The sequence below is a fragment of the Gracilibacillus massiliensis genome (assembly GCF_001458115.1).
In the GTDB taxonomy this organism is placed as follows: Bacteria; Bacillota; Bacilli; order Bacillales; family Amphibacillaceae; genus Gracilibacillus; species Gracilibacillus massiliensis.
On the sequence record NZ_CZRP01000009.1, the window covers coordinates 61,185 to 87,659 of the forward strand.

Below are 26,475 nucleotides of genomic sequence, written 5' to 3' on the forward strand. Positions count from 1 at the left end.
ATTTGATTAGGAATTCACATAAAGTAACACTATTTTCAATTTAAAAAGGAGCTAACCTATTAGGTAGCTCCTTTTTACTATTCTATTTAATTAATATTGCTCCATATTAATTTCTTGTTTTGGTTTACGTGCTAAGCCCATAATACCTGCGATAACATAGAAAAGTCCCGCAAAGATACCTGTACCTACTGTAACGATAGTGGCTAACACACCTACCACTAATAAAATAATTCCTGCTGCTTTCGGTTTTTTATTTCCTTTAAAGAGAATAGCTGCAACAATTCCAGCAATAAGACCAATAACAGACACAACTACTAACATAATACCAATGGTACCTAATCCATCCAAGAACAATTGAACATCTGCCATATCGCCTTGGGTAATTGCCGGATCTTCTTGAAGCATCTCTTGAATCATTTGGTTATCTCCATCCATCGTACTGATTACACCACCAAAGATTGCACCAAACAGATACAAGATTGCACCAATAATACTTAATACTATTTCTACTGTTCTCTTCATCTTCTCTTCTCCCCTTATCTATTAATTTCCTGCAACATCTCGTCTTGTGAAAGACAACCATGAAACAAGTAAAAAGATGACAAAATAAACGGCTAAAACTGTGATTGAGAAACCTAATGTCATACCTTCAATTATCGGATTACCATCCCCAATATATTGCCTTAGGTTCGTATTTGCAAACAAAATAAATTTTGCCCAATCATATTCTGCCAAGAAAGTCATTACAGTATTACCTGTAAGCATTAAGAAAATAGCTAATCCTATTGCCATCCCGCTATTTCTAAAGATAGTTGAAATCATAAAAGCAAAAGTTGCCATCATAATTAAATTTACCATATACAGTCCATATTCTGTAATTATTTCAGAAAAAACCGATACTTCTTCGATACCTTCTGCCCCCATTTGTACAATACTAGGGTTTAAACCGTTGATCCCAAAGAAAATCAAGCCGATTAATAGACTGCTAAGAAATAAGAATATTTGCAGCGAAATCGAAAATAATAAAACAGACACAAATTTCGCAAATAAGATTTTAGTCCTTGAAATCGGACGAATCAGCAATAATTTAATCGTTCCCCATCTAAATTCATTTGAAACAATACCCGCTGCAATGATGATGGTAAACAAGCTGATCAGCATTGCCAACCCTGCATTTTCCAACGTAAATTGCCACGCATCATATGGATGGGGTTTAATGTCATTTTCTAAATAATATTCATTTTTAGCTATTTCAGAATCAAAAGCAGCAAATTCCATTTCTTCTTGTGATTCTTTATAGTCTTCTGTCTCTGCTGTTAATTGTGCTTGCCAATCATCGCCATACTTTTGTTCATCCGCTTCCCCAAAAAAGACAACGATGAGTGACGCAGCCAGCATAATAGCAAATAAAATGATATACATCGACCAAGTGCCCATACGCGTATATAATTTTATTTGTTCATTCTTTATTAATGATAAAAAATTAAGCAATCGTATTCTCTCCAATCAATCTAAAGAATTTATCTTCCAGGCTACTGCGTTCTAGCGCCACTTCAAATACGTCTATCTGTTCATCGACAAGGTGTTTTACAAGATTAGGCACACTGTTTTTTTCCATCTGTAACGTTAAATTAGCTTGTTCTTCATTTACTTCAAGGCCTAATTGATCACGTAAAATGGTCATTGCATGAGCCTTGTCACTCACTTCTAACTTCACTGTAACACGTTGATCATTTTCCTGTTCTTCATTGACTTCTTCTACCGTGACTAATTCGCCATTTTTAATGATTCCGATCCGATCACACATTAATTCTATTTCAGATAACAAATGACTAGATACGATCACAGAAACTTTTTCCTGTTCAGCTAGATCTCTTATGTACTGTCTGATCTCACGTATACCGGCTGGATCTAGTCCATTGGTTGGTTCGTCCAAAATAAGAATAGATGGATTATGTAATAAGGCTTGCGCAATACCGATCCTTTGTCGCATTCCTAATGAATATCGGCCGACTTTCTCATGAATGGCTTTTTCTAAACCGACTAATTTTATTACTTCTTTAATGCGACTTTCTGTGATCCCTGGCATCATTCGAGCATAATGCTTTAAATTTTTCCATCCCGACATAAATGGATACATTTCGGGGTTTTCTACGATTGCACCTACATGTTGTATCGCACCTTTAAAATCATCTTTTATGCTTATTCCATTGATTTTAATATCTCCTGATGTAATTTTCATTAATCCCACCATCATTCGGATTGTCGTCGTTTTACCAGCACCATTAGGCCCTAAAAAACCAAACACTTCCCCTGAACGGATCGAAAAATTCAATCCTTTAATAATTTCTTTTTTGCCAATGGTCTTATGGACGTTTTGCAACTCCATCGAAATATCCATTGGGACACCTCCTTTTCATTCTCCACTTATCTATACGTTACAAAGCCTATTATGGTTTCAAAATCACTTGATTTTTATCGTTTTTTCTATTATGATAGTATATATAACAACTAATGTTATTAAACCTAACATTTATGTGCCGAAAAAGGAAGTAGTTGCATGTCATATCAACTACCTCCACCACAGGTTGTTATCTATCTTATTTGTTCTATCTTTTCTTTGAGCAGCTGCCAGTGCAGTTGCTCTTTTTTTATTCTAATCAATCATTTGTCTTAATGCTCCGTGTCTTACTGATCCTACACCTTTTCCGAATGCGAGTGAATGCTTGATAGCGGCATGGACAAATTGTTTACTTATCTGAATCGCTCCTGCCATTTCTACACCTTTTGCCACCTCTGCCGTAAGACATGCAGCGAATGTGCAGCCCGCCCCACTTGTATGAATGGTATCAATCAAAGGCATCTCAAAAATTTTCAATGCTTCTCCGTCATAAAAAACATCTATTGCTTGTCCATCCACTTCACCGGCTTTTAGCAATACAGAGCCGGGATTAAGTGCATATAACTCTTTTGTCGCACGTTCCAGATCATCTAACTCCGAAAATATCTTTCGACCTAAAAGTTTTTCCGCTTCTAAACGATTGGGCGTGATCAACGTTGCTTGGGGAATTAAATACTTTTTTAATACCTCGATCGCATCGTCAGCTAATAACTGCGAACCCATTTTCCCGATCATAACAGGATCAATTATTTTAGGAACTTCTGGTACTGTCTTAAGCAATTCACTTACTTTTAGGATGATTTCCTTTGAAAACAACATACCTATTTTAACAGCATCTATACCAACCATTTCATTAACAGCATGAAATTGAGCTTCGATTTCTTTTGTTTCGCGGATAAATATTCCTTCATCTGTTCGTGAATTATTTGCTACCGTTGCTGTAATCACACTCATTCCATAGACATCTCGTTCTTGGAAAGTCTTTAGGTCTGCTTGAATGCCTGCACTTCCTTGCGCTGCTGAGCCAGCGATCGTTACAACACGTTTCATACAAAACACCTCGATGTTAGATGGCAATAAAAAACCATATAATCATAATCAATTGAATCATTATTTTCGCAAAGGTTCCGCTCAAAAAGCCTATTAATGAACCAAGCGCTGCTTTTAATGCATCTTGGCTTGATTTTTTCTGGATTAATTCCGTGACTACTACTAAAACGAAAGGAACAATAATGATACCAAATGGAGGTATGATAAATGAACCAACAATGACACCAACTGCAGCTATTCTTTCACCAGTTTTACTACCACCAAACTTTTTAACAAAATAACTGTTGGCGATAATATCAGCAAAAATTAATATTAATGTCCAGATCACCATTGCAATCCAAAAGATCCAACCGATATTTTCAGATGTTAATAAAAATTGATAAACTAAAAAGCCTACCCAAATCACTAACACAGAAGGAATAATTGGAAATACTATTCCGATAAAAGCTAATGCAAAACAGGCTATAATTAATACCCACCATACAATTTCCATTCAAAAAACTCCATTCCTAGGATATGAAAAGATCTTACAGGGACAAGCCTGTAAGATCCAGTATCTTTATCACGGTGCAAACAATCAGTATACGTATTAACCACCACTGATCGAATTTGTCACCTTATTGGTCAGCTAAAAAGTCCGCATATGCTTTCACATACGGAGGTAGATCTGGGGGACGGCGACTCGATATAATATGGCCATCTGTTACAACTGCTTCATTACTCCAAAAGCTACCAGCGTTTGTCATATCATCTTTAATACCTGGCGTGCTTGTCACTTTTTTACCTCGTAAAATCCCAGCTGAAATCAAGACCCATCCCGCATGGCAAATTTGTCCAATTGGTTTTTTAGCTTGATCCATGTGACGGACCATTTCTAATACCTCTGGATACCTTCTTAATTTATCAGGCGCCCAGCCACCTGGAACTAAGATTCCATCGTAATCGGTTGCGTCAATATCTGTAAATGCATAGTCTGATTCGGCCGGCACACCGTATTTTCCGATATACTTTTTATTCGCTTCTAATGCCACCAAATCTACCGTTGCACCCTCTTCACGCAAACGTAAAATAGGATACCATAATTCTAAGTCTTCAAAATCCTCTTCTACTAAAGCAATAACTTTTTTATTTTCAAGACGCAAGAGATCTTCCTCCTTTATTTGTGTATAATTTTAGTGTACCAAAAACGACACCTCATTTTCGAATAATCACTATTAGAAATGCAAATTTGCTTGGTCTAAAAATTTGCGTGTTGTTCCTTGAGGATCACTATCTTGACTAATAGCTGAAACCACCGATACACCGTTCGTTCCCGCTTGCATTAAACGATTTACATCGGCTAATTGAATGCCTCCAATAGCTACTAGCGGTGTAGCACCAACTTCTTTTCGAATCGCTTGAAGTCCCTTTTCACCAATCGGTTGTTTCGCATCCTCTTTTGTATTCGTACTATAGATAGGTCCTACTCCAATGTAATCTGCGCCATCTTTTTTCGCTTGTATAGCTTCTTCTTTATTTGTTGCCGAAACCCCGATTATCCAGTTGGTGGGACAGATTTTTCTTACATCACCTATAGACATATCATCTTGACCTACATGGACACCATCTGCTGCAATTTCTAAAGCCAAGTCGACATCATCATTGATAAGAAAAGGTACTTGATACTTTCTACATAAATCTTTCATTTGGATCGCCAGTTGTTTTTTGGCATTGCCAGTAAGTGCGCCTTTTCCTTTTTCTCGAAACTGAAAACAGGTAATACCGCCTTTCAATGCTTCTTCCAAAACATATAAGGCTTCTTGATCGGTGTTATTACTGCCTAGAATAAAATAAACTTGTAGCCACTTTACATTCATATCTTTAACTCCTAGTTATTCGCTTTTTCTCATTAATCGTTTTTTCATCTATTAAAAAAAGTTGATCTAAAAAGGCTACTTGAAAACTGCCCGGATTCTGGTGTTCCGCAGCCGCCAATTCTGCTGCAATCCCATAATAACTGATTGCATCACTTATAGCTGTTTGTACATCATTACTAACCGCTATAAACGACGCGACCACTGAGGATAATAAACAACCGGTGCCTGTTACTTTTGTTAATAATGGATGTCCATTTGCGATGAATGTAATCTGGTTTGCATCAATAATAATATCTTGAGCACCCGTAATAGCTAGTGGGCTTTGAAGTTTGGAAAAGGCCACTTCCGCTAATTGTTGTACATCAATATCTTCCGCTCCATCCACACCTCTTACTTTGGTCTCTACACCTGCTAAATTAGCAATCTCTCCAGCGTTTCCTCTTATGCAGCTTACTTGTACTTGATCCAGAATTTTTAATGCAGATGCTGTACGAAACTTAGTTGCCCCAACCCCGACGGGATCTAAAACGACGGGAATTCCGGCTTGATTTGCAGATTTTCCGGCTAAAATCATTGCCTCTACTTGGTCTGTTGTTAGCGTTCCAATATTTAATACCAATGCATCTGCTATTGTTGCCATTTCTTCCACTTCTTCTTTGGCATTCGCCATAACAGGTGAAGCACCAAGGGCATATAAACCGTTTGCCGTAAAGTTCATGACAACTTGATTAGTAATGTTATGAATAAGCGGTTGTTTACTACGTACTTTCGTAATTAAATGACTCATTATATTTCCCCCTCATGATTTGGCACACCTTTTAGCCTGTATCCCCAATGATTGGTTGGCCCATTACCATTACCCAATTGTAATGAATACTGAATGGCATCTGTAATATAAGCTTTGCCTAGTGCTACTGCTTCTTTAATCGATTTACCTTTTGCTAATTCTGCGGTAATAACGGCTGAGAAAGTGCAGCCTGTGCCGTGGGTATGTTTTGTATCAAAACGTGCGTCTTTGAAGTAATAATATTCTTCTCCGTCATATAGCACATCAATAGCTTCCCCTTGTAGGTGACCACCTTTTACAACTGCGGATTGAGCACCTAAATCTTCAACAATCACTTTGGCTGCTTTTTTTGCATCGTCTTGACTTTTGATGTTAAAATCAACCAATATTTCTGCTTCAGGCACATTAGGAGTGACAACGGTCGCAAGTGGGATTAACACATCGCGAATTACCCGACGTGACTCTTCTTCCATCAAGGAATCACCACTTTTTGCTACCATTACCGGATCAATCACATATGGGATATTCGTATTGGCTAATTTACTTGCTATTAATTTCATCATATCTACAGTTGCGATCATTCCTGTTTTAATGCCTTGTGGAGGAATATCCTTAAGTACTGCGTCTAACTGTTTTTCAATAAAGTCTATACTGAGGTGTTGCACGTCTTGAACACCTAATGTATTTTGCGCTACAACAGATGTAATCACACTCATTCCATATACTTCTCGCTCTTGAAACACCTTTAAATCTGCCTGTATTCCTGCCCCACCCGATGGGTCTGTCCCCGCAATCGTTAACGCCGACTTCACACTACTCATCTTCCATCTCCCCCTATTCACTCAAAATTTATAAAACTATTTTTAAAATATATAATTGAATACCCATACTATCTAAACTGCGAAATAACTGACATTGTATTATTGGCAAAAGTATTGAGATGAGTGCTCATCCAACGCTACGGAAAAACACTCCCTTTCCGGGGGCACGGCCTCAGCTAACTTGGTAAAGAAAAACACTTTACCAAGTGGATCTTCAGCTCGTGCTGTTCCCCCAGGAGTGTCGCATTTTTCCTACGCTTTGTTAGATATCTGTTCAAGTGCGAGGAAATATGCTGTGATATCAATATTCTAGCTATTGCTAAATTTGTAGAACACTATGGAAGCGTAGTCCATTTACGTAGACTCCAGCGGGAACAGCATCTTCCGAAGACCCCACAGGCAGTGATTTTCTGCCGAGGAGGCTGAGGTGACGCCCGCGGTATAGGAAACACTTTGAAAGCTTGCTTCAAAAGATGTTGACTTATGCCCGTGGTAAAAGCGAAGTAAATGGACGGAGCTTTTGCCTAGCATTCATCATACTTTCAAAATTGTCACAACTTCGCAGTTTGTGTCTACTGGTATATAATTCGCTTACCCTTTCACATTGAAAAAAGCCGCTCTCGGAAAGGAGAGCGGCTTTTGATTTAACAAATTATTGGTGTATTTATTTAGACACCATCCGACTCCACTTTCCTACGCTGGGTTTAGCCAGTTCAGGTTCAAAGGGATTAAGAACATCATTCTTATCTCAGCCACTTTAGTAGCACCCCTAGCGGATTTATATGATTATGTACAAATTAAACATTAAAACTCATTACTGTCAAGGACCCTGTTAAATTTCAGTTAATAATCCCAATAGAGTCAATTGGCCATATACGCAACTTAACATCACCAATCACAGACTCTTCATCGATAAAACCAAATTGACGACTATCCTTACTAACTCTACGGTTATCTCCTAAAACAAATAATTTCCCCTCTGGCACTTGTTCGTGTCCTGTGAGATCTTTCAGTGTAAAATCATTCGTTAATTGATCACCAATAGCTAACGTCGATTTAAACTCATTAAGATAGACTTCTTCATAAAGTGTACCATTAATGTACAATTGATCATCTATCATTTCAATACTGTCCCCAGGAAAGCCAATTACCCTTTTCACATAATTATCATTGGTATCTGGTGCTTCAAAAGCTATTTCATCAAAACGATCGATATGGCTAATTTTACTTAAAATGATTCGGTCGCCATCTTCTAAGTTTGGCATCATAGACTCACCTTTTACCACAGAAGGAGTAATAAGAAAATGCCGGCAAACCAACACTATGATGACCGCAACTAATAATGCCTTCATCCAGGAAAGCAATTCTTTTACATACTTATTTTCCATACTTGACCTTCTTTCATTCTAATTAACTTTGCGACTGAATTGGAATATGTTATTCTATTGAAATGCAATATCGATTCATTCCCTCTTACTTATTTTAGCATATTTTGTATTTCAGTTGTTAATTATAGCATAGAAAAAAGGTGAAAGAATGAAGGCAAAAAGATTTACTTCCTCATTTTTTATAGTAGGAATCATCATTTTAGCATTTAACTTAAGACCAGCTATTACCTCGGTAGGGCCAATTATCGGTACTATCCGAGAAGATTTAGCGATTAGTAATGGAAGCGCAGGTTTATTAACAAGTTTACCATTAATTGCATTTGCCGTTATGTCTCCGATTGCTCCAAGAATAGCGAATAAAACGAGTAATGAGAAAGCATTACTTTATGGACTATTCACATTGCTAATCGGCATTTTGGTTCGTTCTAGCTCTCTAATCATCCTATTATTTATCGGAACAATTTTGATTGGAGTAGGTATTGCTATTATTAATGTACTATTACCAAGTTTAATTAAAAACAACTTCCCAACCAAAATAGGATTAATGACTGGAGTCTACACTACTTCAATGTCTGTTTTTGCTGCGGTAGCATCAGGATTGAGTGTTCCATTAACAAGTGGTTTAGGTATAGGGTGGAAATGGTCATTAGCTAGCTGGAGCTTATTAGCGATTATCGGGATTATTATCTGGCTCATTTCTATGAATAAAGGTTCTAAAGATGAATATGATGAATTATATGAACCTAGTACGATAAAACTTTTAAGGTCTTCTGTCGCATGGCAAGTTACGATTTTCATGGGGCTACAATCTTTTTTATTTTATGTGACCATTTCTTGGTTAGCAGAGATTCTGATTTCAAATGGTTTTTCAGCTTCTAATGCTGGATGGTATGTGGCGTATATGCAATTTATTAGCTTACCTGCTACATTTTTCACACCCGTTATAGCTAGCAAACTTTCTAATCAGCAGCCTGTCGTTTTAACTTTTGGTTTATCTGGCTTTATCGGTTATAGTATTTTATATTTCGAACCAGGTGTAGCAGGCACAACTCTCTCAATTACACTTATCGGCATTATGCTAGGTGCTAGTATCAGTTTAGCTTTGGCTTTACTCGGATTGCGGACTGCTAACGCTCGCCAGGCAGCAGAGTTATCTGGAATGGCTCAATCTTTTGGCTACCTGTTAGCATCTATCGGGCCTATTTTAATAGGATTAACCTTTGACATTTCAAATAACTGGAACAGCTCAATTTTAACTATACTACTTATCACAATTGTCATGACATTATTTGGATTAGGAGCCAGTAGAGATCGGTTCGTTTTACCAACAGCCTAGACAGAAAACTTTATCGATATGAGAAATAGGTGTAAACTATAATGGTAAAGCACGATGAAGAAGGGATCTAATCATGAGAAAACGAATTATTTTATGTTTATTGATTATCGTCTCTCCACTATTCATTCTCCCGCAGCAGGGAAGCCAGTACCATCACAACACTTTTGATATTGAAAGCACTCAGTCTATATATAATAATCACGATCCAGAAATTCATGATTTATTTACGGATGGATTCATTACTGTTGCAAGTCAACATTTAATTATTTTAAACGGATTAGTACTGGTATCTACCGTACAATTAATAAGAATTATTTGGCTATTTTTACATCCTGTTTTTTATCAATCGAATTATCTGATCACTCGCTCCTTTTATTGTCATTGAAAACAATATAAGGGAGGGAACATGTTATGTGGTTTCGATTTTTTATGATCGGATTATTCTCATTTGCCGCATTGAGTGTATGGCTTTATCAAGGGATAGAAGTATTCCATGCAGTAACGGATTACTTTAAACATAAATCTTAATAGAAAAAAAGCACGGCATCAATTAAAGATGCCGTGCTTTTTCTATTATTATACAGCTTTTGTGTTTAATTCCACGTCAATATTTCCTCGTGTAGCTTTGGAATACGGACAGAAATCGTGTGCTTGTTTCGCTAGTTCTTCTGCTTCCTCTTGTGATACACCTTTGATTTCTACGTTCAATACGACACCAATCTTAAATCCGCCATCACTTTCATCTTTTATCAAACTAACCTCTGCTGTGATAGAAGAATCAATATCTTTCTTTTGTTTAGATGCCATTAAGTTTAAAGCACCATCATAGCAAGCAGAGTATCCTGCTGCAAATAATTGTTCTGGATTAGAGCCCGTTCCATCACCATCACCAGCCGGGTTTACTAAATTCAAATCAATTAACCCGTCATCCGATTTAACATGACCGTCACGGCCACCTTGCGCAGTTGCTTTTGATGTAAATAATTTGTTACTCACTCTATCCACTCCTTTTATAAAATTAGAACATATTGAAAGGTTCTATAGTAATTATTCTACTAATACTATACCTTTTCCTTCAAATATTAAACATTTCTTAAGAATAGAACGAATGAGAGTGAACGGAATTTGTGCTGTGAAGTATTCGTTCCGCATTTTCAATTCTAGCTTGTGTCGGTGGCTCGACATCTTTTAATGGGTAATCTAACCCTAAAGTTTCCCATTTATATATGCCTAACTTATGATATGGCAATACTTCAATTTTTTTCACATTTTTTAATGTACTAATGAAATCTGCTAATCCTTTTAATGCATCATCTTCGTCACTTACCCCCGGTACTAATACATGTCTAATCCAGACCGGAACATTTTTTTCATCTAAATACTTGGCAAATTTTAAAATATGTTGATTAGACATACCAGTTAATGCTTGATGTTTCACGATATCAATATGTTTTAGATCTAATAAGACAAGGTCTGTCACTTCCATTAATTTGTCTACTTTCCTAAGAAAATGAGGCGAAGTCGAAAAACAACCACCACAACTATCGATTGTTGTATGAATATCCAATTTTTTTAACTCTTTGAATAAGGTTGTAATAAAATCCACTTGTAATAAAGGCTCTCCACCACTAACGGTCACACCTCCACCTGATGCTTGAAAGAAAGGTAAGTATGACTGGATATCTGCAATTAATTCTTCCACAGTGGTCGTTTTTCCGTCCCCTCTACTCCAAGTATCTGGATTGTGGCAATATTGGCATCGTAATAAACAACCTTGCATAAAAATAACATATCTTAATCCCGGACCATCGACAGTACCACATGTTTCCACAGAATGAATTCGACCAATCATCATACTCACCTCTTCTTTTTAGATTTTACATACTTTCATGGAAAGTACGGTTAATCACATCTATTTGTTGTTCACGAGTCAATTTATTAAAGTTCACAGCATAACCAGAAACACGGATCGTTAACTGTGGATATTTTTCCGGGTGATCCATAGCATCCATTAGCGTTTCTCTTTCAAACACATTAACATTTAAATGATGCCCTTTCTTGATAGCATATCCATCTAACATTCCTGCTAAATTACTTCTTCTTGTTTCTTCTTCTTTTCCTAGTGCTTTCGGTACGATCGAAAAAGTGTTAGAAATACCATCTAGTGCATATTCATACGGTAATTTTGCTACTGAACTCAAGGATGCAAGAGATCCTTTAGTATCCCTTCCATGTAGCGGATTTGCCCCAGGTGCAAAAGGTTCACCAGCTTTACGACCATCTGGTGTATTTCCAGTTTTCTTCCCATAGACGACATTCGATGTAATCGTTAAGATCGATTGTGTAGGAACCGAATTACGATATGTTTTATGCTGTGCGATCTTTTTCATGAATTTTTTGACAAGATCTTTGGCAATTTGATCTACACGATCGTCATTATTACCGTACTTTGGAAAATCACCTTCAATTTTATAGTCAATAACAAGTCCGCTCTCATCACGAATTGTTTTTACCTTCGCATATCTAATCGCACTTAAAGAGTCGGCTACTACTGATAGACCAGCAATCCCACATGCCATTGTTCTTAACACTTCACGATCATGAAGCGCCATTTCTAAACGTTCATAGCTATATTTATCGTGCATGTAATGGATAATGTTTAATGCATTAACATACAGACCTGACAACCAATCCAACATTTTATCGTATTTTTCAACTACTTCATCAAAATCTAAATACTCCGATGTAATCGGGGCATAAGCTGGCCCAACCGGAATTTTAAGTTTCTCATCTACTCCACCATTAATCGCATACAACAAAGCTTTTGCAAGGTTCGCTCTTGCACCAAAAAATTGCATTTGTTTACCTATCTTCATCGCAGATACACAACAAGCAATACCATAATCATCTCCGTATGTTTCACGCATTAAGTCATCATTTTCATATTGTATTGAGCTTGTTGTAATCGACATCTTTGCACAAAAATTTTTGAATTTCTGTGGTAGTTGGGTCGACCATAGTACGGTTAGATTGGGTTCAGGTGCTGCCCCTAAGTTTTCTAATGTATGCAAGAATCGGAAGGAGTTCTTTGTTACTAATGGGCGTCCGTCTACTCCAATTCCCCCTATCGATTCGGTAACCCAAGTTGGATCTCCGCTAAATAACTCATTATAATCAGGAGTTCTTGCAAATTTCACAAGACGAAGCTTCATCACAAAATGATCAATTAATTCTTGCGCTTCTATTTCTGTTAATAGTCCTTCCGCTATATCTCTTTCGATGTAAATGTCTAAGAAAGTGGAGACTCTACCTAAACTCATTGCCGCACCGTTCTGTTCTTTAATAGCTGCTAAATATGCTAAATATAACCATTGAATCGCTTCTTGTGCATCATTTGCTGGTCTCGATAAATCAAATCCATATATGCCACCTAATTGTTTTAATTCCTGTAATGCTCTAATTTGCTCGGTAATTTCTTCCCTTTGTCGGATAACTTCTTCATTCATTAGGCCATTACCGCCCACTACCTCCAAATCTTCGCGTTTGTCCTCTATTAGGCGATCGACACCATATAATGCTACACGTCGATAATCACCAATAATTCTTCCTCTGCCATATGCATCAGGCAATCCGGTTACAATCCCCGCTTTCCTGGCTAACAACATTTCTTTTGTATAAGCATCAAACACGCCTTGATTATGTGTTTTACGATATTCTGTGAATGTTTTCACAATATTTTCGTCAATTTCGTAACCATAAGATTGAGCGGCAGCCACCGCCATTCGAATGCCTCCAAATGGTTGTAACGATCGCTTAAATGGCTGGTCGGTCTGTACTCCTACAATTTTTTCTTTCCTTTCATCTAAATAACCAGGCCCATGCGAAGTAATGGTGGATACAATATCGGTGTCTAAATCAAAAACTCCACCATTTTCCTGTTCAATTTTGGTAAGCTCCATAACATGTTTCCACAAATCTAACGTATTAGCCGTTGGTTCTGCTAAAAATGATTCATCTCCTTCATATAACGTATAATTTTTCATAATAAAATCCCGTACATTAATCTCATCCTGCCATTTTCCAACATTAAACCATTCCCAAGCATGTGCTCGTTGATCCATTCTTTCAATACTTTTCATCATTATTACCTCCTCAGGTTTCAAATGTTCAATATTGAGCATGTTTATATTACCATTATATGATATCTTATTCGTGTTGTCATGTGAATAATTGAACATAATAACTCTTTTTAGTTAAGAGTCAAATTTCGTTCACAATTACTTCCTTTTACATGAAAGCAAATTACTTTACACATACTGATAATATTGCGATATTTAATAGAAGAAAGAATCTTGAGGAGGCTACACATTGCAAAATTTTATCTTCCAAAACCCAACCAGATTATACTTTGGAAAAGGGCAACTGGAACATTTACAGAATGAACTTACTAACTATGGAAAAAATATTTTACTCGTATATGGCGGTGGCAGTATTAAAAGAAACGGCCTATATGACCAAGTCATTGACCTATTGAAAAAAGAAAATAAAACGATATTTGAATTAAGTGGTGTTGAACCAAATCCAAGAGTGACGACAGCACGAAAAGGTATTGAAATATGTAAAAATGAAAATATTGATTTCATTCTTGCAGTTGGCGGAGGTAGTACGATTGACTGTACCAAAGCAATTGCAGTGGGTGCAAACTCTGATGAGGATATTTGGGATATTGTAACCAAAAAGGCTAACGCTTCGAGTGCCCTGCCATTTGGAACAGTATTAACTTTAGCAGCAACAGGGTCTGAAATGAACCCAGGATCTGTTATTACCAATTGGGAAACCAAAGAAAAGCATGGCTGGGGAACTCCTTTCACATTTCCAGTCTTTTCAATACTAGACCCGGTCTTCACAAAAACGGTTCCAAGAGACCAAACGATTTATGGGATGGTAGATATTATGTCCCATGCATTAGAGCACTATTTCCATCATGAGGAAAATACATTGCTCCAAGATCGAATGGTCGAGGGGATTTTGCAAACAATGGTGGAGACAGCCCCTAAATTGTTAGAGGACCTTGAAAATGAAGAGCATCGCGCAACCGTTTTATACAATGGTACAATGGCATTAAACGGTATGGTAAGCATGGGCTATCATGGTGACTGGGCAACACATAATTTAGAACATGCCATATCCGCTGTGCACGACATTCCGCATGGTGGCGGCTTAGCGATTTTATTCCCTAACTGGATGTATCATGCAATAGATGAAAATGTGGCACGTTTTAAACAATTAGCGATTCGCGTCTTTAACGTAGATCCTAACGGTAAATCAGACAAAGAAATAGGTCTGGAAGGGATCGATCAACTGCGTGCTTTTTGGAACTCAATCGATGCACCTGCTCGTTTAAGCGATTATGACATTGGAGAAGACAGCATCGAAGAAATGGCAGATAAAACGGTGATTGCGAACGCTGAGTTCGGTAACTTTAAAAAATTGAATCGTGAGGATGCTATAAAGATTTATAAAGCTTCTCTATAAAATTAATTTTAAAAAACAGTAGTTCAATTCAGAAGGGGCGACATTCAATTCATCCCTTGAAGTGAGCTACTGTTTTTTTTACATATCGAATAAAATTAATCATGTTTCCATGTGTTTACTACTATTACATTGCCCTCATAACTTTCACCTTGTTATTACATCGTCCACACTTATAGATTGCCAAAGAGTTATACTCTTCATCCCATCCTATATGGCTATAACGATGAAATCCCAATCTGCAAAGTAAGTGCCTGTTATTGTTCCTAGACAAATGCCCAAACACTACCATCACTACGCCAAGCATATTACATATATAATGAAAATAAAACTCTTTTAGTTCCTCTATATTAACCAGCATTATAAATATCCCAATTCCAAGTAAACAGTATCCAATAGAAGTTATTTTCTCTCTGATAATACTACCCTCCTTAAACAAATTATGTATCTTAAGCCGATCTTATATATAAGAAAAAGGATACTCAACATTAAGTATCCTTTTTCTGCTCTTCATTCTCATCGTCTTCTTTTTCCTCTGGCAATGGATCAATTGTATGTTTGTAGCCATAGCCTTTATTTAAAGTCATAATAGACAATGCCAGAACCGCTATTACGATCACGATACAAACAATAATAACTACCCACATCTTGAACACTTCCTTTTTTAAACGTATTCATTATTATAACATAATCATTATTTGTGAAATATTTCACAATATAGACAAAAAGTAGGCGGATTGGATGCGTTATCATCTGTTATGATCTAATTATAGAAAATATCAAAGACAAATAAGGAGGGAACATTATGATTTATTATGAATGGATCGATTTTAAAACAGACACCAATTACTATAGTCAGCAAACTTTCGAAGAAGATGTCGGTGATCAATTTGAAGCAGTTCTTTTTGAAAAAGAAAAAGTCCATCCTACTATAATATGGACAAAGCAATATGTCATCTTAGTAAAAACTACAACACGTATGTACCAAGACATCACATTTATAAAAATCGCCCGTCACCCTACCCAACAATTATCAGACATTCATCACTTTGGTTAATTATGCTCAATGTTTCACAAATAAAAGGAGGGAATAAAATGAGTACACCTATTTTAAAGAAAGCGGAAAATGTTAAACAAACGATTGATCAAAAAGTAAAGCAAGGAGAAACGGCATTATCAGAAATGAAAGCCTTGAATCAAGAAACCGTCAATGACATTGTCAAGGCGATGGCACTTGCAGGATTGGATGCGCATATGACATTAGCGAAATTGGCTGTCGAGGAAACCAAACGAGGAGTCTATGAAGATAAAATTATTAAAAACATTTTTTCTACAGAATATATTTATCACAATATTAAATACAATAAAACGGTTGGAGTAATAAACGAGAATCAGTATGAAGGTATCATTGAAATAGCAGAACCTATTGGTGTTATTGCTGGTGTTACGCCGGTTACCAATCCAACTTCTACTACAATGTTTAAAAGTTTAATTGCGATCAAAACAGGTAATCCGATCATTTTCGCATTTCATCCATCAGCGCAAAAAAGTAGTGTGGAAGCAGCGAATACTTTATATCAAGCAGCATTAAAAGCTGGAGCACCGAAAAATTGTATACAATGGATTGAACAACCAAGCTTAGACGCAACGCAAACATTGATGGCACATGATAATATTGCCTTAATCTTAGCAACCGGTGGAGCCGGAATGGTAAAAGCGGCATACAGTTCTGGAAAACCCGCTCTTGGAGTTGGTCCTGGAAATGTACCATGTTACTTTGAAAAAACAACAGATATTAAACGCTCTGTTAATGATTTAATCCTTTCTAAAACATTTGATAATGGTATGATTTGTGCTTCAGAGCAAGCAGTTATTATTGATCAGGCCATCTACCACCAAGTTAAACAAGAGATGCTTGCTAATCAATGTTATTTCTTAAATGCGGAAGAAAAACAGAAAGTGGAGAAACTAGCGATTAATGAAAAATCTTGTGCTGTCAATGCAGATATCGTTGGAAAAAGCCCTGTAAACATTGCTGAAATGGCAGGAATTACGGTACCAGATACCACTAAAATGCTTGTTGCCGAACTGAAAGAAGTTGGACCAAATGAGCCGCTCTCCAGAGAAAAATTAAGCCCGATTCTAGCGTGTTTTCAAGTAAAGGATCTTCAAGAAGGTTTTCAACGTTGCGAAGAAATGCTTGATTTCGGTGGTCTTGGTCATTCAGCTGTCATTCATTCTAATGATCAAGCAATTATTGAAGACTTTGGTAAACGGATGAAAGCGGGACGAATCATTGTTAACGCACCTTCTTCTCAAGGTGCGATCGGAGATATTTACAATGCTTACTTACCATCTCTAACACTAGGCTGTGGTTCTTACGGTGGTAATTCCGTATCTACAAACGTCGGAGCAATCCACTTAATTAACACTAAAAAAATTGCTAAAAGGAATGTCAATATGCAATGGTTTAAAGTTCCACCTAAAATTTATTTTGAGAAGAATGCTGTGCAATATTTAGCTAAAATGCCGAAAGTAACCAAAGCTTTTATCGTAACAGATCAAATGATGAAAGATTTAGGGTATGTCGACAAAGTGCTTTACTATTTACGCAAACGACCGGATTATGTGCATTGTGAAATCTTTACAGAGGTAGAGCCAGATCCATCTAAAGAGACCGTCATGCGTGGTGCAGAAGAAATGAAAAAATTCCAACCAGACGTGATTATTGCACTTGGTGGCGGATCTGCAATGGATGCAGCAAAAGGGATGTGGTTATTCTATGAACATCCTGACACTGACTTTAATGGGTTAAAACAAAAGTTCTTAGACATCCGAAAAAGAATCTACAAATATCCAGAACTCGGTAAACAAGCACAATTCGTGGCCATCCCGACAACCTCTGGTACAGGTTCAGAAGTAACTTCTTTTTCAGTTATTACGGATAAAGAGACCAATATTAAATATCCATTAGCAGATTATGAATTGACACCAGATGTCGCGATTATTGATTCCCAGTTTGTAATGACGGTACCACCTACTGTCACAGCTGACACAGGAATGGATGTTTTAACACATGCGATTGAAGCCTATGTTTCTAACATGGCGAACGATTATACAGATGGATTAGCAATAAAAGCTATTCAATTAGTTTTTGACTATCTGCCAACCGCATATAAAGATGGCAAAAATGAAAAAGCTAGAGAAAAAATGCACAATGCTTCAACTATCGCTGGTATGGCCTTTGCAAATGCTTTTCTAGGAATTAATCATAGCTTGGCACATAAATTAGGCGCAGAATTTCATATTGCCCATGGTCGTGCCAATGCAATTTTAATGCCACATGTGATCAAATATAACGCACAAAAGCCATCAAAATTTGTAGCCTTTCCTAAATATGAACATTTTGTAGCTGATCAGCGTTATGCAGAAATTGCAAAGGTACTAGGTTTACCTGCTCGTACAACAGAAGAAGGAGTGGACAGTTTAGTAAAAGCTGTTTATGACCTTGCCAAGCAATTAAATATTCCGATGAGTATTAAAGAAAATGGCATAGTGAAAGAGGATTTCATAAAACAAGTGGATCGCTTAGCTGATAAAGCTTTTGAGGATCAATGTACAACCGCTAATCCGAAATTGCCATTGGTTAAGGAACTGAAAGAAATATATTTAAATGCTTATAACGGTAAGTAAAAATGATATAGAATCTAATTTGGTCGTGCTCAGAATTCATTTCTGAACTACGACCAATTTTTTCTTAATCATACGATTCGATGTTAAACCACCCGAACATATTTGCTTCTGCCACATAAAATAACATGTATAATACACTCTAATTTAAAGGGGTTAAGGCTATGGAAAATAATAATGTGTCTGTAAATAGGAAGAAAAAAGCTAGAAAGAAAAAATCATGTAGCTGCAGTAGTTTCAAAAGGAAAAACACATCGAATGACAATTAAATTAAATAAGAAATCAACACTTCAATAATCGACGCGACTCCAGCAACTGCTAATATGATAATAATGGGAATAAATATTGTAGAAAAAAAATGAAAACCACAAAACAAGAAAATGGCAGACCAAATTCCCACACACCAATGGCACCGTAGCAACTCACCAATCCATCTTTTTAAGCCATTGCCTTTAAACATTACTGTTTCTTCTACCGTTCCATCGGGTAACCAGTTCTCTTCCACTTCAAAAAAAGGTGCTCGCATAAACGCCGTAATTTTATCAAAAACAATTAATCTCGTAAATCTAAAACTCGCAAGTGACAATAAAACAAACGATAACCATGTAATCATTTGGGCACCTACCTTCTTTAATCCTCTCCTTTCATACTATTAAATAGTCATAAAAAAGATGATAAGAAAAATGGAGAAAGCCCATCCGGTCCTTTTAGTAGTCATTTTGAAATAGATAATAAACTAAATACCCGGAGCGGGGGATTCTTATACACTACATTTCAAAATGACTACTTTGATAACAAATGCCTTGATACCGCTGATTAAATGCTTTTCTTGCTTATAAAAAAAGATCTGATGGAAGCATCAGATCAGAATTTAATTACTTATTATCTAATTGTTTTTCGACCATATCGCCGATCCATGGCAACTTGAAGTATTCGCCTTGATACGCTTTTACCATTAGTAAAATCCATAGGATCAATTGAACTGGCATTAGTATTATTCCTACAAACCAACCAAGGATTGGCACTGAAACAGATATAACGTATAACACTGCCAAGCCAACAGAGACAAAAATAGATTGCAATGCGTGAAACTTTACAAATCGATTTTCTTTCTCAAGTACTAAAAAGATGATACCTGTGATAAACCATAGTACATACGTTAATAAACCCGCAACATTCTGATCTAATCCTGATGATGTTTTTGTACTAGTTGAAGCTTGTTCCTCTTTATTTTCGTTTACTTGCTCTTCTGACATCTAATACTCTCCTCTCTTTTTTTCATACTATTCTTCAAATTTTAATTTTATCATCTTTCGGAAATTTTACAATATTCTAACAGTTAATATTTGTTATTATTGAGAAATTTGCTATAAATAGATGCTAAAACCTGCTGAAATAACATTCCTACCACTACTGGAACTGCTACTGGTCCAGGGAAATACTGAACAGCTATCACCGCTCCTGCACTAATATTTCTCATCCCACTACTAAAGGTCAGCGCGGTCACATCTTGATCCGATCGTTTAAGCCACTTTGCTAAGATCCAAGCTAAGAAATACCCACTTGCAGCAACAAAAAACATCGTTACTGCCACCTTGATTAAATGAAAGTCAATTTTTATTAGGTACTCTGCTACCTCAGAGCTATTAATCATGATCACCGTCGCTAAAGCGATTTTCGAAAAAGGTGCAAGTCTGGGGCTCCACTTCTCATGGACTTTTCCATGTGACACTTCATGTAGAACCATTCCTAAAATCGACGGGATAACAATCATAATTATTAACCCTTTCATCATGGCCCACACTTCTAAATCAACCGATGCCCCAATAAATAAGGATAAAGACAAAGGCACTATAAAAGGAGATAATATCGTATCGATTAAGATTATCGATAAAGTTAATGCAATATTCCCTTTATTTATCGAAACCCAGATAAAACTTGTGATACCCGTCGGAATAATCATTGCGAGTACAAACCCGATGATGGTAAGAGAATCGCCACTAAAAGTAATACTACCGATTAGCCAAGCCCATAATGGCATGAGAATATGTAAAATAACAAGCGCTATTACGACCGATAAAGGGTGAGATACCACACGATATAACGCAACAAAATTCAAGCTCAAGCTTCCTGCGAATGTCATAAAGGCAAATATCCAGATCACCCAACTGTTAAATTGCGTAAAATAATCTGCAAAAATTACACCTAATATCACACTGGAAGGTGCTATAAAAGGCATAATTTTTTGCAATAATTGATTAAAGCTACTCCACATGTATGTTTTCTCCTAGATCGTTATTTCTTCTTTAACCTTGGTCTTCGTTCAGACCAATCAACCTCAACTGGTAACTCAAAGAATTCAGTTAAGTTATTAGAATCAATCATATCTTCTGTTAACCCTTGTTTAAAAACACGTCCTTGTTTTAACAGTAGTGTTTTAGAGAATGTTGGTAATATTTCTTCAACATGATGGGTTACATATATAATAGAAGGACCGTCTTCTTCGTTACTTATTTTTTCAATAGATTCTAACAGTTGCTCTCTTGCAATGAAATCTAATCCTGTTGTTGGTTCATCTAATATTAATAATTTCGGATCATTCATTAATGCTCGTCCAATTAATACCCTTTGCTGTTCCCCTTGTGATAAGGATCGGTATGGACGATTCGCATAGGAGTAACAATTTAGATCTTTTAATAGTTGTTGTGCTCTTTCTCTCATAGCATCTGTCGGTGTTTCATATAAACCAATCGAGGCGAATCCACCGCTCAAGATCACTTGGTAGGCACTATCCGTTCCATAAATGCGTTGTTTTAATGTAGAAGAAACAATTCCGATTTGCTGTCTTAATTGCTCACCCAGTATATCTTTCCCAAATTGTTTGTTAATTACTTTCACTTTTCCTTCAGTAGGGAAGTAATAGGCACATAGCATATGTAATAACGCTGTTTTCCCTGCACCATTCAACCCTAATAATGCCCAATGTTCCCCTTTGTTGATCTGCCAATTAATATCTTTTAGTATCCAGTTACCTTCTTTTTTTAAACCAACTTTTTGTAGATCCAATACCATACAATTTTCACTCCCTTATTTAAGTAGTATACACGCGTATTCTAAAAATTTCTCGTTGTCGATTTCAAGTATTGTTAAAAAAGCAGTCTAGGTATTGTGTGATGATTCGGTTATTTTACCTCTTCAGAATTAGAGTGAATTACTGCGCTACCTTTGGAAGAAATGGGTTTCCCAGAGTGAAAGGATTAGACTTTTTACAATAACGCTCAGGCATTCTTGCAGTTCGCATTGTTCTTCTGGCAGATTCGATCTCCTTCTTGCATTTCACACTGTTCTTCTTGCAGATTCGATCTCCTTCTTGCATTTCACATTGCTCTTCTTGCATATCCGCTCCCCTTCTTGCATTTCACACTGTTCTTCTTGCAATTTCGATCTCCTTCTTGCATTTCACAATGCTCTTCTTGCATATCCGCTCTCCTTCTTGCATTTCACACTGTTCTTCTTGCAATTTCGATCTCCTTCTTGCATTTCACAATGCTCTTCTTGCATATCCGCTCCCCTTCTTGCATTTCGCACTGTTCTTCTTGCAGATACCCATTTTGGATACTTAATAAATAAAAAATTAAATAATTTTAAATTCTCTATTGAAAATGATTCTCATTATCGTTATAATGTAATTAATCACATAAGTGATGAAACATTCCCTTTACACATATCTTTTGTTACCCCCAATCAACAAAAGTTCCAAGGGTGTTTCCCAATCCATAAGAGAGCAACTATTCGTTATAGATTGCTTCTCTCTTTTTTTACAAATTTCTTATTTAAAATAATTTTAAATAAATATTGATTTTTATTAGATTTGTATTATAATAAAATATGTACTATTAATTAAAGGAGAGGTGCTTTATATGAGTCAAGAAAAAAAATACTTAACTACTGCCTCTGGCGCACCTGTAGGAGATAATCAGAACTCTATTACAGCTGGACACAGAGGACCAACATTAATCCAAGACGTACATTTATTAGAAAAATTAGCGCATTTTAATCGTGAAAGAGTACCTGAACGTGTTGTACACGCAAAAGGTGCGGGTGCACATGGATATTTTGAAGTTACAAATGATGTTTCTAAATATACAAAAGCAGATTTCTTATCTGAAGTAGGTAAGAAGACACCGATGTTTATTCGTTTTTCAACAGTTGCTGGGGAACTCGGTTCTGCGGATACCGTTCGTGACCCTCGTGGTTTCGCCGTGAAATTCTATACAGAGGAAGGTAATTATGATTTAGTTGGGAACAATACTCCTGTATTCTTTATCCGTGATGCCATTAAATTCCCTGATTTCATTCATACGCAAAAACGTCATCCTCAAACACATTTGAAGGATCCGAATATGACATGGGATTTCTGGTCATTGTCACCTGAATCACTTCACCAAATTACGATCCTGCACTCTGATCGTGGTATTCCAGCGACATTACGTCACCAAAATGGATATGGAAGCCATACATTCAAGTGGGTCAATAAAGATGGGGAAGCATTCTATATAAAATATCACTTTAAGACAGATCAAGGAATTAAAAACTTAGATGTAGATCTTGCAGATAAATTAGCTGGTACAAATCCAGATTATCATACAGAAGATTTATTTAATGCGATCGCTGAAGGCAACCACCCTTCCTGGACACTAAAAGTTCAAATCATGCCTGAAGCAGATGCCAAAAATTATCGTTACGACCCATTTGATGTAACAAAAGTTTGGCCACATTCTGACTATCCATTAGTTGAAGTGGGTAAAATGGTATTGGATCGTAATCCTGAGAACTATTTCGCTGAAGTAGAACAAGCGGCATTCTCTCCTGGACATTTTGTTCCTGGGATTGAAGCATCTCCAGATAAAATGCTACAAGGTCGTTTATTCGCTTATTCTGATGCTCATCGTTATCGTATTGGTGCGAATCATGAAGCACTACCGATCAACCGTGCAAAAGCACCAGTGAACACTAACCAACGTGATGGATATATGCGTTTTGATGGTAATGGTGGTAGCCAAATTAATTATGAACCACATAGTGTCGACGGTGCACCAGTTGAAACACCAGAAAACAAACAAACACCATTTGAAGTATCCGGATTCGCTGATAGTGTTCCATATGATAACGAGGATCACTATTCTCAACCACGTGCATTATTCCGTGACATAATGGATGCAGATGAACGTGATCGCTTAATGCAAAACTTCGCTGACCACATGAGTGGCGTTACACAAGATGGTGTAGTAGATCGTCAATTAGAAAACTTCTATAAAGTAGATCCAGAATTAGCAGAAGGTATCGCTGCTAAATTGGGAGTAGAAGTACCTGCACATCTTAAATAATTGAAAGAAATGGAAAGAGGTCAAAAATATTGACCTCTTTTTTGATTAAAAATAAATATTTTTGGTTTCATTTGCAAATAATTAGGGTATTACTATATTGATTTTTGATTAGCAAATTTTGCACATTTGTAAGGATTAATGACAATATCGAAGGATTTATAAATTTATTCTAATAGAATACCTCTCATCAAAACAGAAGAAGAATAATACAGTTTAATCAGTCTATAAGCGATTTGAAAATCATTTAATATCCCTATATCATATAATATGTACTATTTGCGCAAAGAATTATTGCCAAATAAGAAAGGAGCAAACTGTGATTAATAACGAAAACCAAAATACTCCATCCGATGAAGTTGTTTTTTCACAACCAACGAAACATGATGGAGCAGCCATGTGGGAATTAGTAACAAATTCAACATTAGACACAAATTCTTCTTATAAATACATTTTAATGAGTGAATATTTTAGTGATACTTGTGTCGTTGCAAAACAAAATAACCAAGTGGTTGGCTTTATTACCGCATTTATCCCTCCAAAAAAGCAAGATGCTGTTTTTGTTTGGCAAGTAGGAGTTGACGCATCACAGCGAGGAAAAGGTATTGCATCAAAAATGTTGCATTATTTATTAGAAAGTGATGCATGTCAAGATATTCAATTTGTCGAAGCAACAATAACACCAGATAACAAAGCATCACAATCATTATTCCAAAAACTAGCCCGTGACTTTAATACCGAATTCACTTCAAGCGAGTTTTTCACCAAAGATGTATTCCCAGGTGATGAGCATGAAGAAGAATTGAAATTTATTGTTGGGCCAATTAAAAAATAATTTTGTCGCAATATTTCGACTTTTCTAAAGTTCGAAACTCTATTCGATATATAAAACATTTTAGGAGGAACAAATAAGATGAGTAAAAACCTTGATATTATCAATCATCATGAATCAGTAGTACGTAGTTATGTTCGTAACTTCCCAACCGTATTTACAAAAGCGAAGAAGCACAAAATGTGGGACGAGAATGGTAAAGAATATATTGACTTCTTTTCCGGTGCAGGTGCACTTAACTATGGACACAATGATGATACGATGAAACAAAAACTAGTGGATTATATTATGAGTGATGGCATCACACATTCATTAGATATGGCGTCTACTGCGAAAGCAGAATTTTTACAAAAATTTGATGATGTGATTCTTCAACCACGTAATCTTGACTATAAAGTAATGTTCCCTGGACCAACTGGAACAAACACAGTAGAAAGTGCCTTGAAATTAGCACGTAAAGTAACAGGTCGTACAGATATTATCAGTTTTACTGGTGGTTTCCATGGTATGACGATTGGTGCATTATCTGTTACGGGTAACTCAATGAAACGCCAAGGTGCTGGTATTCCACTACAAAACACAGTAACAATGGCATATGATAATTATGTAGACCATGATACAGTTGTTTACCTTGAAAGATTCTTAGAAGATAATGGTAGTGGTGTTGCCATTCCAGCTGCAATGATTGTAGAAACCGTTCAAGGTGAAGGTGGAATTAACGCTGCTCGCTTGGATTGGTTAAAACAAATTGAAGAAATCTGTCGTCGTTGGGGTATTCTATTAATCATCGATGATGTGCAAGCAGGTATTGGTCGTACAGGATCTTTCTTCAGCTTCGAAGCTGCAGGAATTAAACCAGATATTATCTGTCTTTCTAAATCATTAAGCGGTTATGGCTTGCCTCTAGCGGTAACATTGATTAAACCTGAGTTAGATATCTTTAAGCCAGGTGAGCATAATGGTACTTTCCGCGGAAACAACCATGCATTTGTTACAGCTACGGCAGCACTTGATTATTGGAAAGATGATTCTTTCGAAAAAGAAATCCATGAAAAATCTGAAATCATTTATAACTTCCTTGAAAAAATCGTTGCAGATTACCCTGAGCTTGACGGGGAAGTTCGTGGTCGTGGATTTATGGTCGGAATTGCTTCAGGAGTAGACGGGTTAGCAGAAAAAGTAGCGGCACGTTGCTTTGAACTTGGTCTTATTATGGAAACAGCTGGACCAAACGATGAAGTATTCAAATTGTTCCCACCACTAAACATTCCGAAAGAGGATCTGCAAAAAGGTTTAGATATTATTGAGGAAAGTGTTAAAGGATTAGTGAAAGATCCAGTTGCTAACTAATTAGTAATCGGACTACTATATACTAGAGAAAATACAGGAGGCATTATC

Annotated in this window: 26 protein-coding genes and 1 riboswitch; of the genes, 8 read left to right on the top strand and 18 right to left on the bottom strand. The window is 36.6% G+C overall.

Translation table 11 applies throughout. The annotated features are described in order from the left end of the window. Positions 1 to 90: 90 nt before the first annotated feature. The 10 genes from BN3107_RS01220 to lepB all read right to left on the bottom strand — a co-directional run bounded on the left by BN3107_RS01220 (position 91) and on the right by lepB (position 8,303). Complete coding sequence (locus BN3107_RS01220) at positions 91 to 522, bottom strand: DUF4064 domain-containing protein (RefSeq protein ID WP_058305821.1); 432 nt, start codon at positions 520 to 522, stop codon at positions 91 to 93. A gap of 21 nt (positions 523 to 543) precedes the next feature. Further along, entirely contained in the window at positions 544 to 1,491 is a 948-nt protein-coding gene (locus BN3107_RS01225; RefSeq protein ID WP_058305822.1) for an ABC transporter permease subunit, read from the bottom strand. Beyond that, positions 1,484 to 2,401: an ABC transporter ATP-binding protein gene (locus BN3107_RS01230; RefSeq protein ID WP_058305823.1), complete on the bottom strand. Its 918-nt coding sequence runs from the start codon at positions 2,399 to 2,401 to the stop codon at positions 1,484 to 1,486. Before BN3107_RS01230 ends, BN3107_RS01225 begins: the two co-directional genes overlap by 8 nt. A gap of 255 nt (positions 2,402 to 2,656) precedes the next feature. Continuing rightward, positions 2,657 to 3,451 carry a bifunctional hydroxymethylpyrimidine kinase/phosphomethylpyrimidine kinase gene (gene thiD / locus BN3107_RS01235; RefSeq protein ID WP_058305824.1) on the bottom strand — a complete coding sequence of 265 codons (795 nt, stop codon included), beginning with the start codon at positions 3,449 to 3,451 and terminating at the stop codon, positions 2,657 to 2,659. 16 nt (positions 3,452 to 3,467) lie between these two features. After that, positions 3,468 to 3,944: a DUF456 domain-containing protein gene (locus BN3107_RS01240; protein WP_058305825.1), complete on the bottom strand. Its 477-nt coding sequence runs from the start codon at positions 3,942 to 3,944 to the stop codon at positions 3,468 to 3,470. A 124-nt stretch (positions 3,945 to 4,068) separates the two neighbouring features. Further along, positions 4,069 to 4,593, bottom strand: coding sequence for a type 1 glutamine amidotransferase domain-containing protein (locus tag BN3107_RS01245; protein ID WP_058305826.1), 525 nt, complete (start codon positions 4,591 to 4,593; stop codon positions 4,069 to 4,071). Positions 4,594 to 4,665: 72 nt separating this feature from the next. Further along, complete coding sequence (thiE, locus tag BN3107_RS01250; protein ID WP_058305827.1) at positions 4,666 to 5,307, bottom strand: thiamine phosphate synthase; 642 nt, start codon at positions 5,305 to 5,307, stop codon at positions 4,666 to 4,668. Between the two features lie 4 nt (positions 5,308 to 5,311). Further along, a complete protein-coding gene (gene thiM / locus BN3107_RS01255) occupies positions 5,312 to 6,094 on the bottom strand; it encodes a hydroxyethylthiazole kinase (protein WP_058305828.1) in 783 nt (260 codons plus the stop codon). Then, on the bottom strand, positions 6,094 to 6,915 hold the full coding sequence (gene thiD / locus BN3107_RS01260) for a bifunctional hydroxymethylpyrimidine kinase/phosphomethylpyrimidine kinase (RefSeq protein ID WP_058305829.1): 822 nt from the start codon (positions 6,913 to 6,915) through the stop codon (positions 6,094 to 6,096). The genes thiM and thiD (BN3107_RS01260) overlap by 1 nt, the downstream gene beginning before the upstream one ends. Positions 6,916 to 7,588: 673 nt before the next feature. Beyond that, positions 7,589 to 7,696: riboswitch (TPP riboswitch) on the bottom strand. 58 nt (positions 7,697 to 7,754) lie between these two features. Further along, positions 7,755 to 8,303, bottom strand: coding sequence for a signal peptidase I (gene lepB, locus BN3107_RS01265; protein ID WP_058305830.1), 549 nt, complete (start codon positions 8,301 to 8,303; stop codon positions 7,755 to 7,757). Between the two features lie 148 nt (positions 8,304 to 8,451). On the opposite strand from lepB, the gene BN3107_RS01270 reads away from it, so the two are divergent. Next, on the top strand, positions 8,452 to 9,639 hold the full coding sequence (locus BN3107_RS01270; protein WP_058305831.1) for a CynX/NimT family MFS transporter: 1,188 nt from the start codon (positions 8,452 to 8,454) through the stop codon (positions 9,637 to 9,639). Positions 9,640 to 9,712: 73 nt separating this feature from the next. Further along, positions 9,713 to 10,024 carry a hypothetical protein gene (locus BN3107_RS19690; protein WP_148434610.1) on the top strand — a complete coding sequence of 104 codons (312 nt, stop codon included), beginning with the start codon at positions 9,713 to 9,715 and terminating at the stop codon, positions 10,022 to 10,024. A 191-nt stretch (positions 10,025 to 10,215) separates the two neighbouring features. Here the strand turns inward: BN3107_RS19690 and BN3107_RS01275 are convergent, their stop codons facing one another. The 3 genes from BN3107_RS01275 to pflB all read right to left on the bottom strand — a co-directional run bounded on the left by BN3107_RS01275 (position 10,216) and on the right by pflB (position 13,778). After that, positions 10,216 to 10,635: an organic hydroperoxide resistance protein gene (locus tag BN3107_RS01275; RefSeq protein ID WP_058305832.1), complete on the bottom strand. Its 420-nt coding sequence runs from the start codon at positions 10,633 to 10,635 to the stop codon at positions 10,216 to 10,218. 97 nt (positions 10,636 to 10,732) lie between these two features. Further along, positions 10,733 to 11,494 carry a pyruvate formate-lyase-activating protein gene (gene pflA / locus BN3107_RS01280; RefSeq protein WP_058305833.1) on the bottom strand — a complete coding sequence of 254 codons (762 nt, stop codon included), beginning with the start codon at positions 11,492 to 11,494 and terminating at the stop codon, positions 10,733 to 10,735. A 22-nt stretch (positions 11,495 to 11,516) separates the two neighbouring features. Continuing rightward, a complete protein-coding gene (gene pflB, locus BN3107_RS01285; RefSeq protein WP_058305834.1) occupies positions 11,517 to 13,778 on the bottom strand; it encodes a formate C-acetyltransferase in 2,262 nt (753 codons plus the stop codon). A gap of 229 nt (positions 13,779 to 14,007) precedes the next feature. On the opposite strand from pflB, the gene BN3107_RS01290 reads away from it, so the two are divergent. After that, complete coding sequence (locus BN3107_RS01290) at positions 14,008 to 15,174, top strand: iron-containing alcohol dehydrogenase (protein ID WP_058305835.1); 1,167 nt, start codon at positions 14,008 to 14,010, stop codon at positions 15,172 to 15,174. Between the two features lie 485 nt (positions 15,175 to 15,659). On the opposite strand, the gene ytzI is transcribed toward BN3107_RS01290, so the two are convergent. After that, positions 15,660 to 15,818, bottom strand: coding sequence for a YtzI protein (gene ytzI / locus BN3107_RS19245; protein ID WP_077065019.1), 159 nt, complete (start codon positions 15,816 to 15,818; stop codon positions 15,660 to 15,662). A 158-nt stretch (positions 15,819 to 15,976) separates the two neighbouring features. On the opposite strand from ytzI, the gene BN3107_RS01295 reads away from it, so the two are divergent. Both BN3107_RS01295 and adhE read left to right on the top strand, forming a co-directional pair. Next, positions 15,977 to 16,228 (top strand): hypothetical protein, encoded by a 252-nt coding sequence (locus tag BN3107_RS01295; protein WP_058305836.1) that lies wholly within the window; start codon positions 15,977 to 15,979, stop codon positions 16,226 to 16,228. 38 nt (positions 16,229 to 16,266) lie between these two features. Then, positions 16,267 to 18,864, top strand: coding sequence for a bifunctional acetaldehyde-CoA/alcohol dehydrogenase (gene adhE, locus BN3107_RS01300; RefSeq protein ID WP_058305837.1), 2,598 nt, complete (start codon positions 16,267 to 16,269; stop codon positions 18,862 to 18,864). A gap of 262 nt (positions 18,865 to 19,126) precedes the next feature. On the opposite strand, the gene BN3107_RS01305 is transcribed toward adhE, so the two are convergent. The 4 genes from BN3107_RS01305 to BN3107_RS01320 all read right to left on the bottom strand — a co-directional run bounded on the left by BN3107_RS01305 (position 19,127) and on the right by BN3107_RS01320 (position 21,933). Further along, a complete protein-coding gene (locus BN3107_RS01305; RefSeq protein ID WP_058305838.1) occupies positions 19,127 to 19,474 on the bottom strand; it encodes a DUF1360 domain-containing protein in 348 nt (115 codons plus the stop codon). A gap of 262 nt (positions 19,475 to 19,736) precedes the next feature. Continuing rightward, a complete protein-coding gene (locus BN3107_RS01310) occupies positions 19,737 to 20,117 on the bottom strand; it encodes a DUF4870 domain-containing protein (protein WP_058305839.1) in 381 nt (126 codons plus the stop codon). A gap of 83 nt (positions 20,118 to 20,200) precedes the next feature. Beyond that, a complete protein-coding gene (locus BN3107_RS01315; protein WP_058305840.1) occupies positions 20,201 to 21,136 on the bottom strand; it encodes a bile acid:sodium symporter family protein in 936 nt (311 codons plus the stop codon). Between the two features lie 20 nt (positions 21,137 to 21,156). After that, positions 21,157 to 21,933 (bottom strand): ABC transporter ATP-binding protein, encoded by a 777-nt coding sequence (locus tag BN3107_RS01320; RefSeq protein WP_058305841.1) that lies wholly within the window; start codon positions 21,931 to 21,933, stop codon positions 21,157 to 21,159. An 848-nt stretch (positions 21,934 to 22,781) separates the two neighbouring features. On the opposite strand from BN3107_RS01320, the gene BN3107_RS01330 reads away from it, so the two are divergent. The 3 genes from BN3107_RS01330 (at position 22,782) to ectB (ending at position 26,427) form a co-directional block, all read left to right on the top strand. Next, positions 22,782 to 24,248: a catalase gene (locus tag BN3107_RS01330; protein WP_058305843.1), complete on the top strand. Its 1,467-nt coding sequence runs from the start codon at positions 22,782 to 22,784 to the stop codon at positions 24,246 to 24,248. A gap of 319 nt (positions 24,249 to 24,567) precedes the next feature. Continuing rightward, on the top strand, positions 24,568 to 25,080 hold the full coding sequence (gene ectA / locus BN3107_RS01335) for a diaminobutyrate acetyltransferase (protein ID WP_392389045.1): 513 nt from the start codon (positions 24,568 to 24,570) through the stop codon (positions 25,078 to 25,080). A 78-nt stretch (positions 25,081 to 25,158) separates the two neighbouring features. Next, the gene (gene ectB, locus BN3107_RS01340) at positions 25,159 to 26,427 is read left to right on the top strand and encodes a diaminobutyrate--2-oxoglutarate transaminase (RefSeq protein WP_058305844.1); all 1,269 of its coding nucleotides are present in this window, start codon (positions 25,159 to 25,161) and stop codon (positions 26,425 to 26,427) included. Positions 26,428 to 26,475 lie beyond the last annotated feature (48 nt).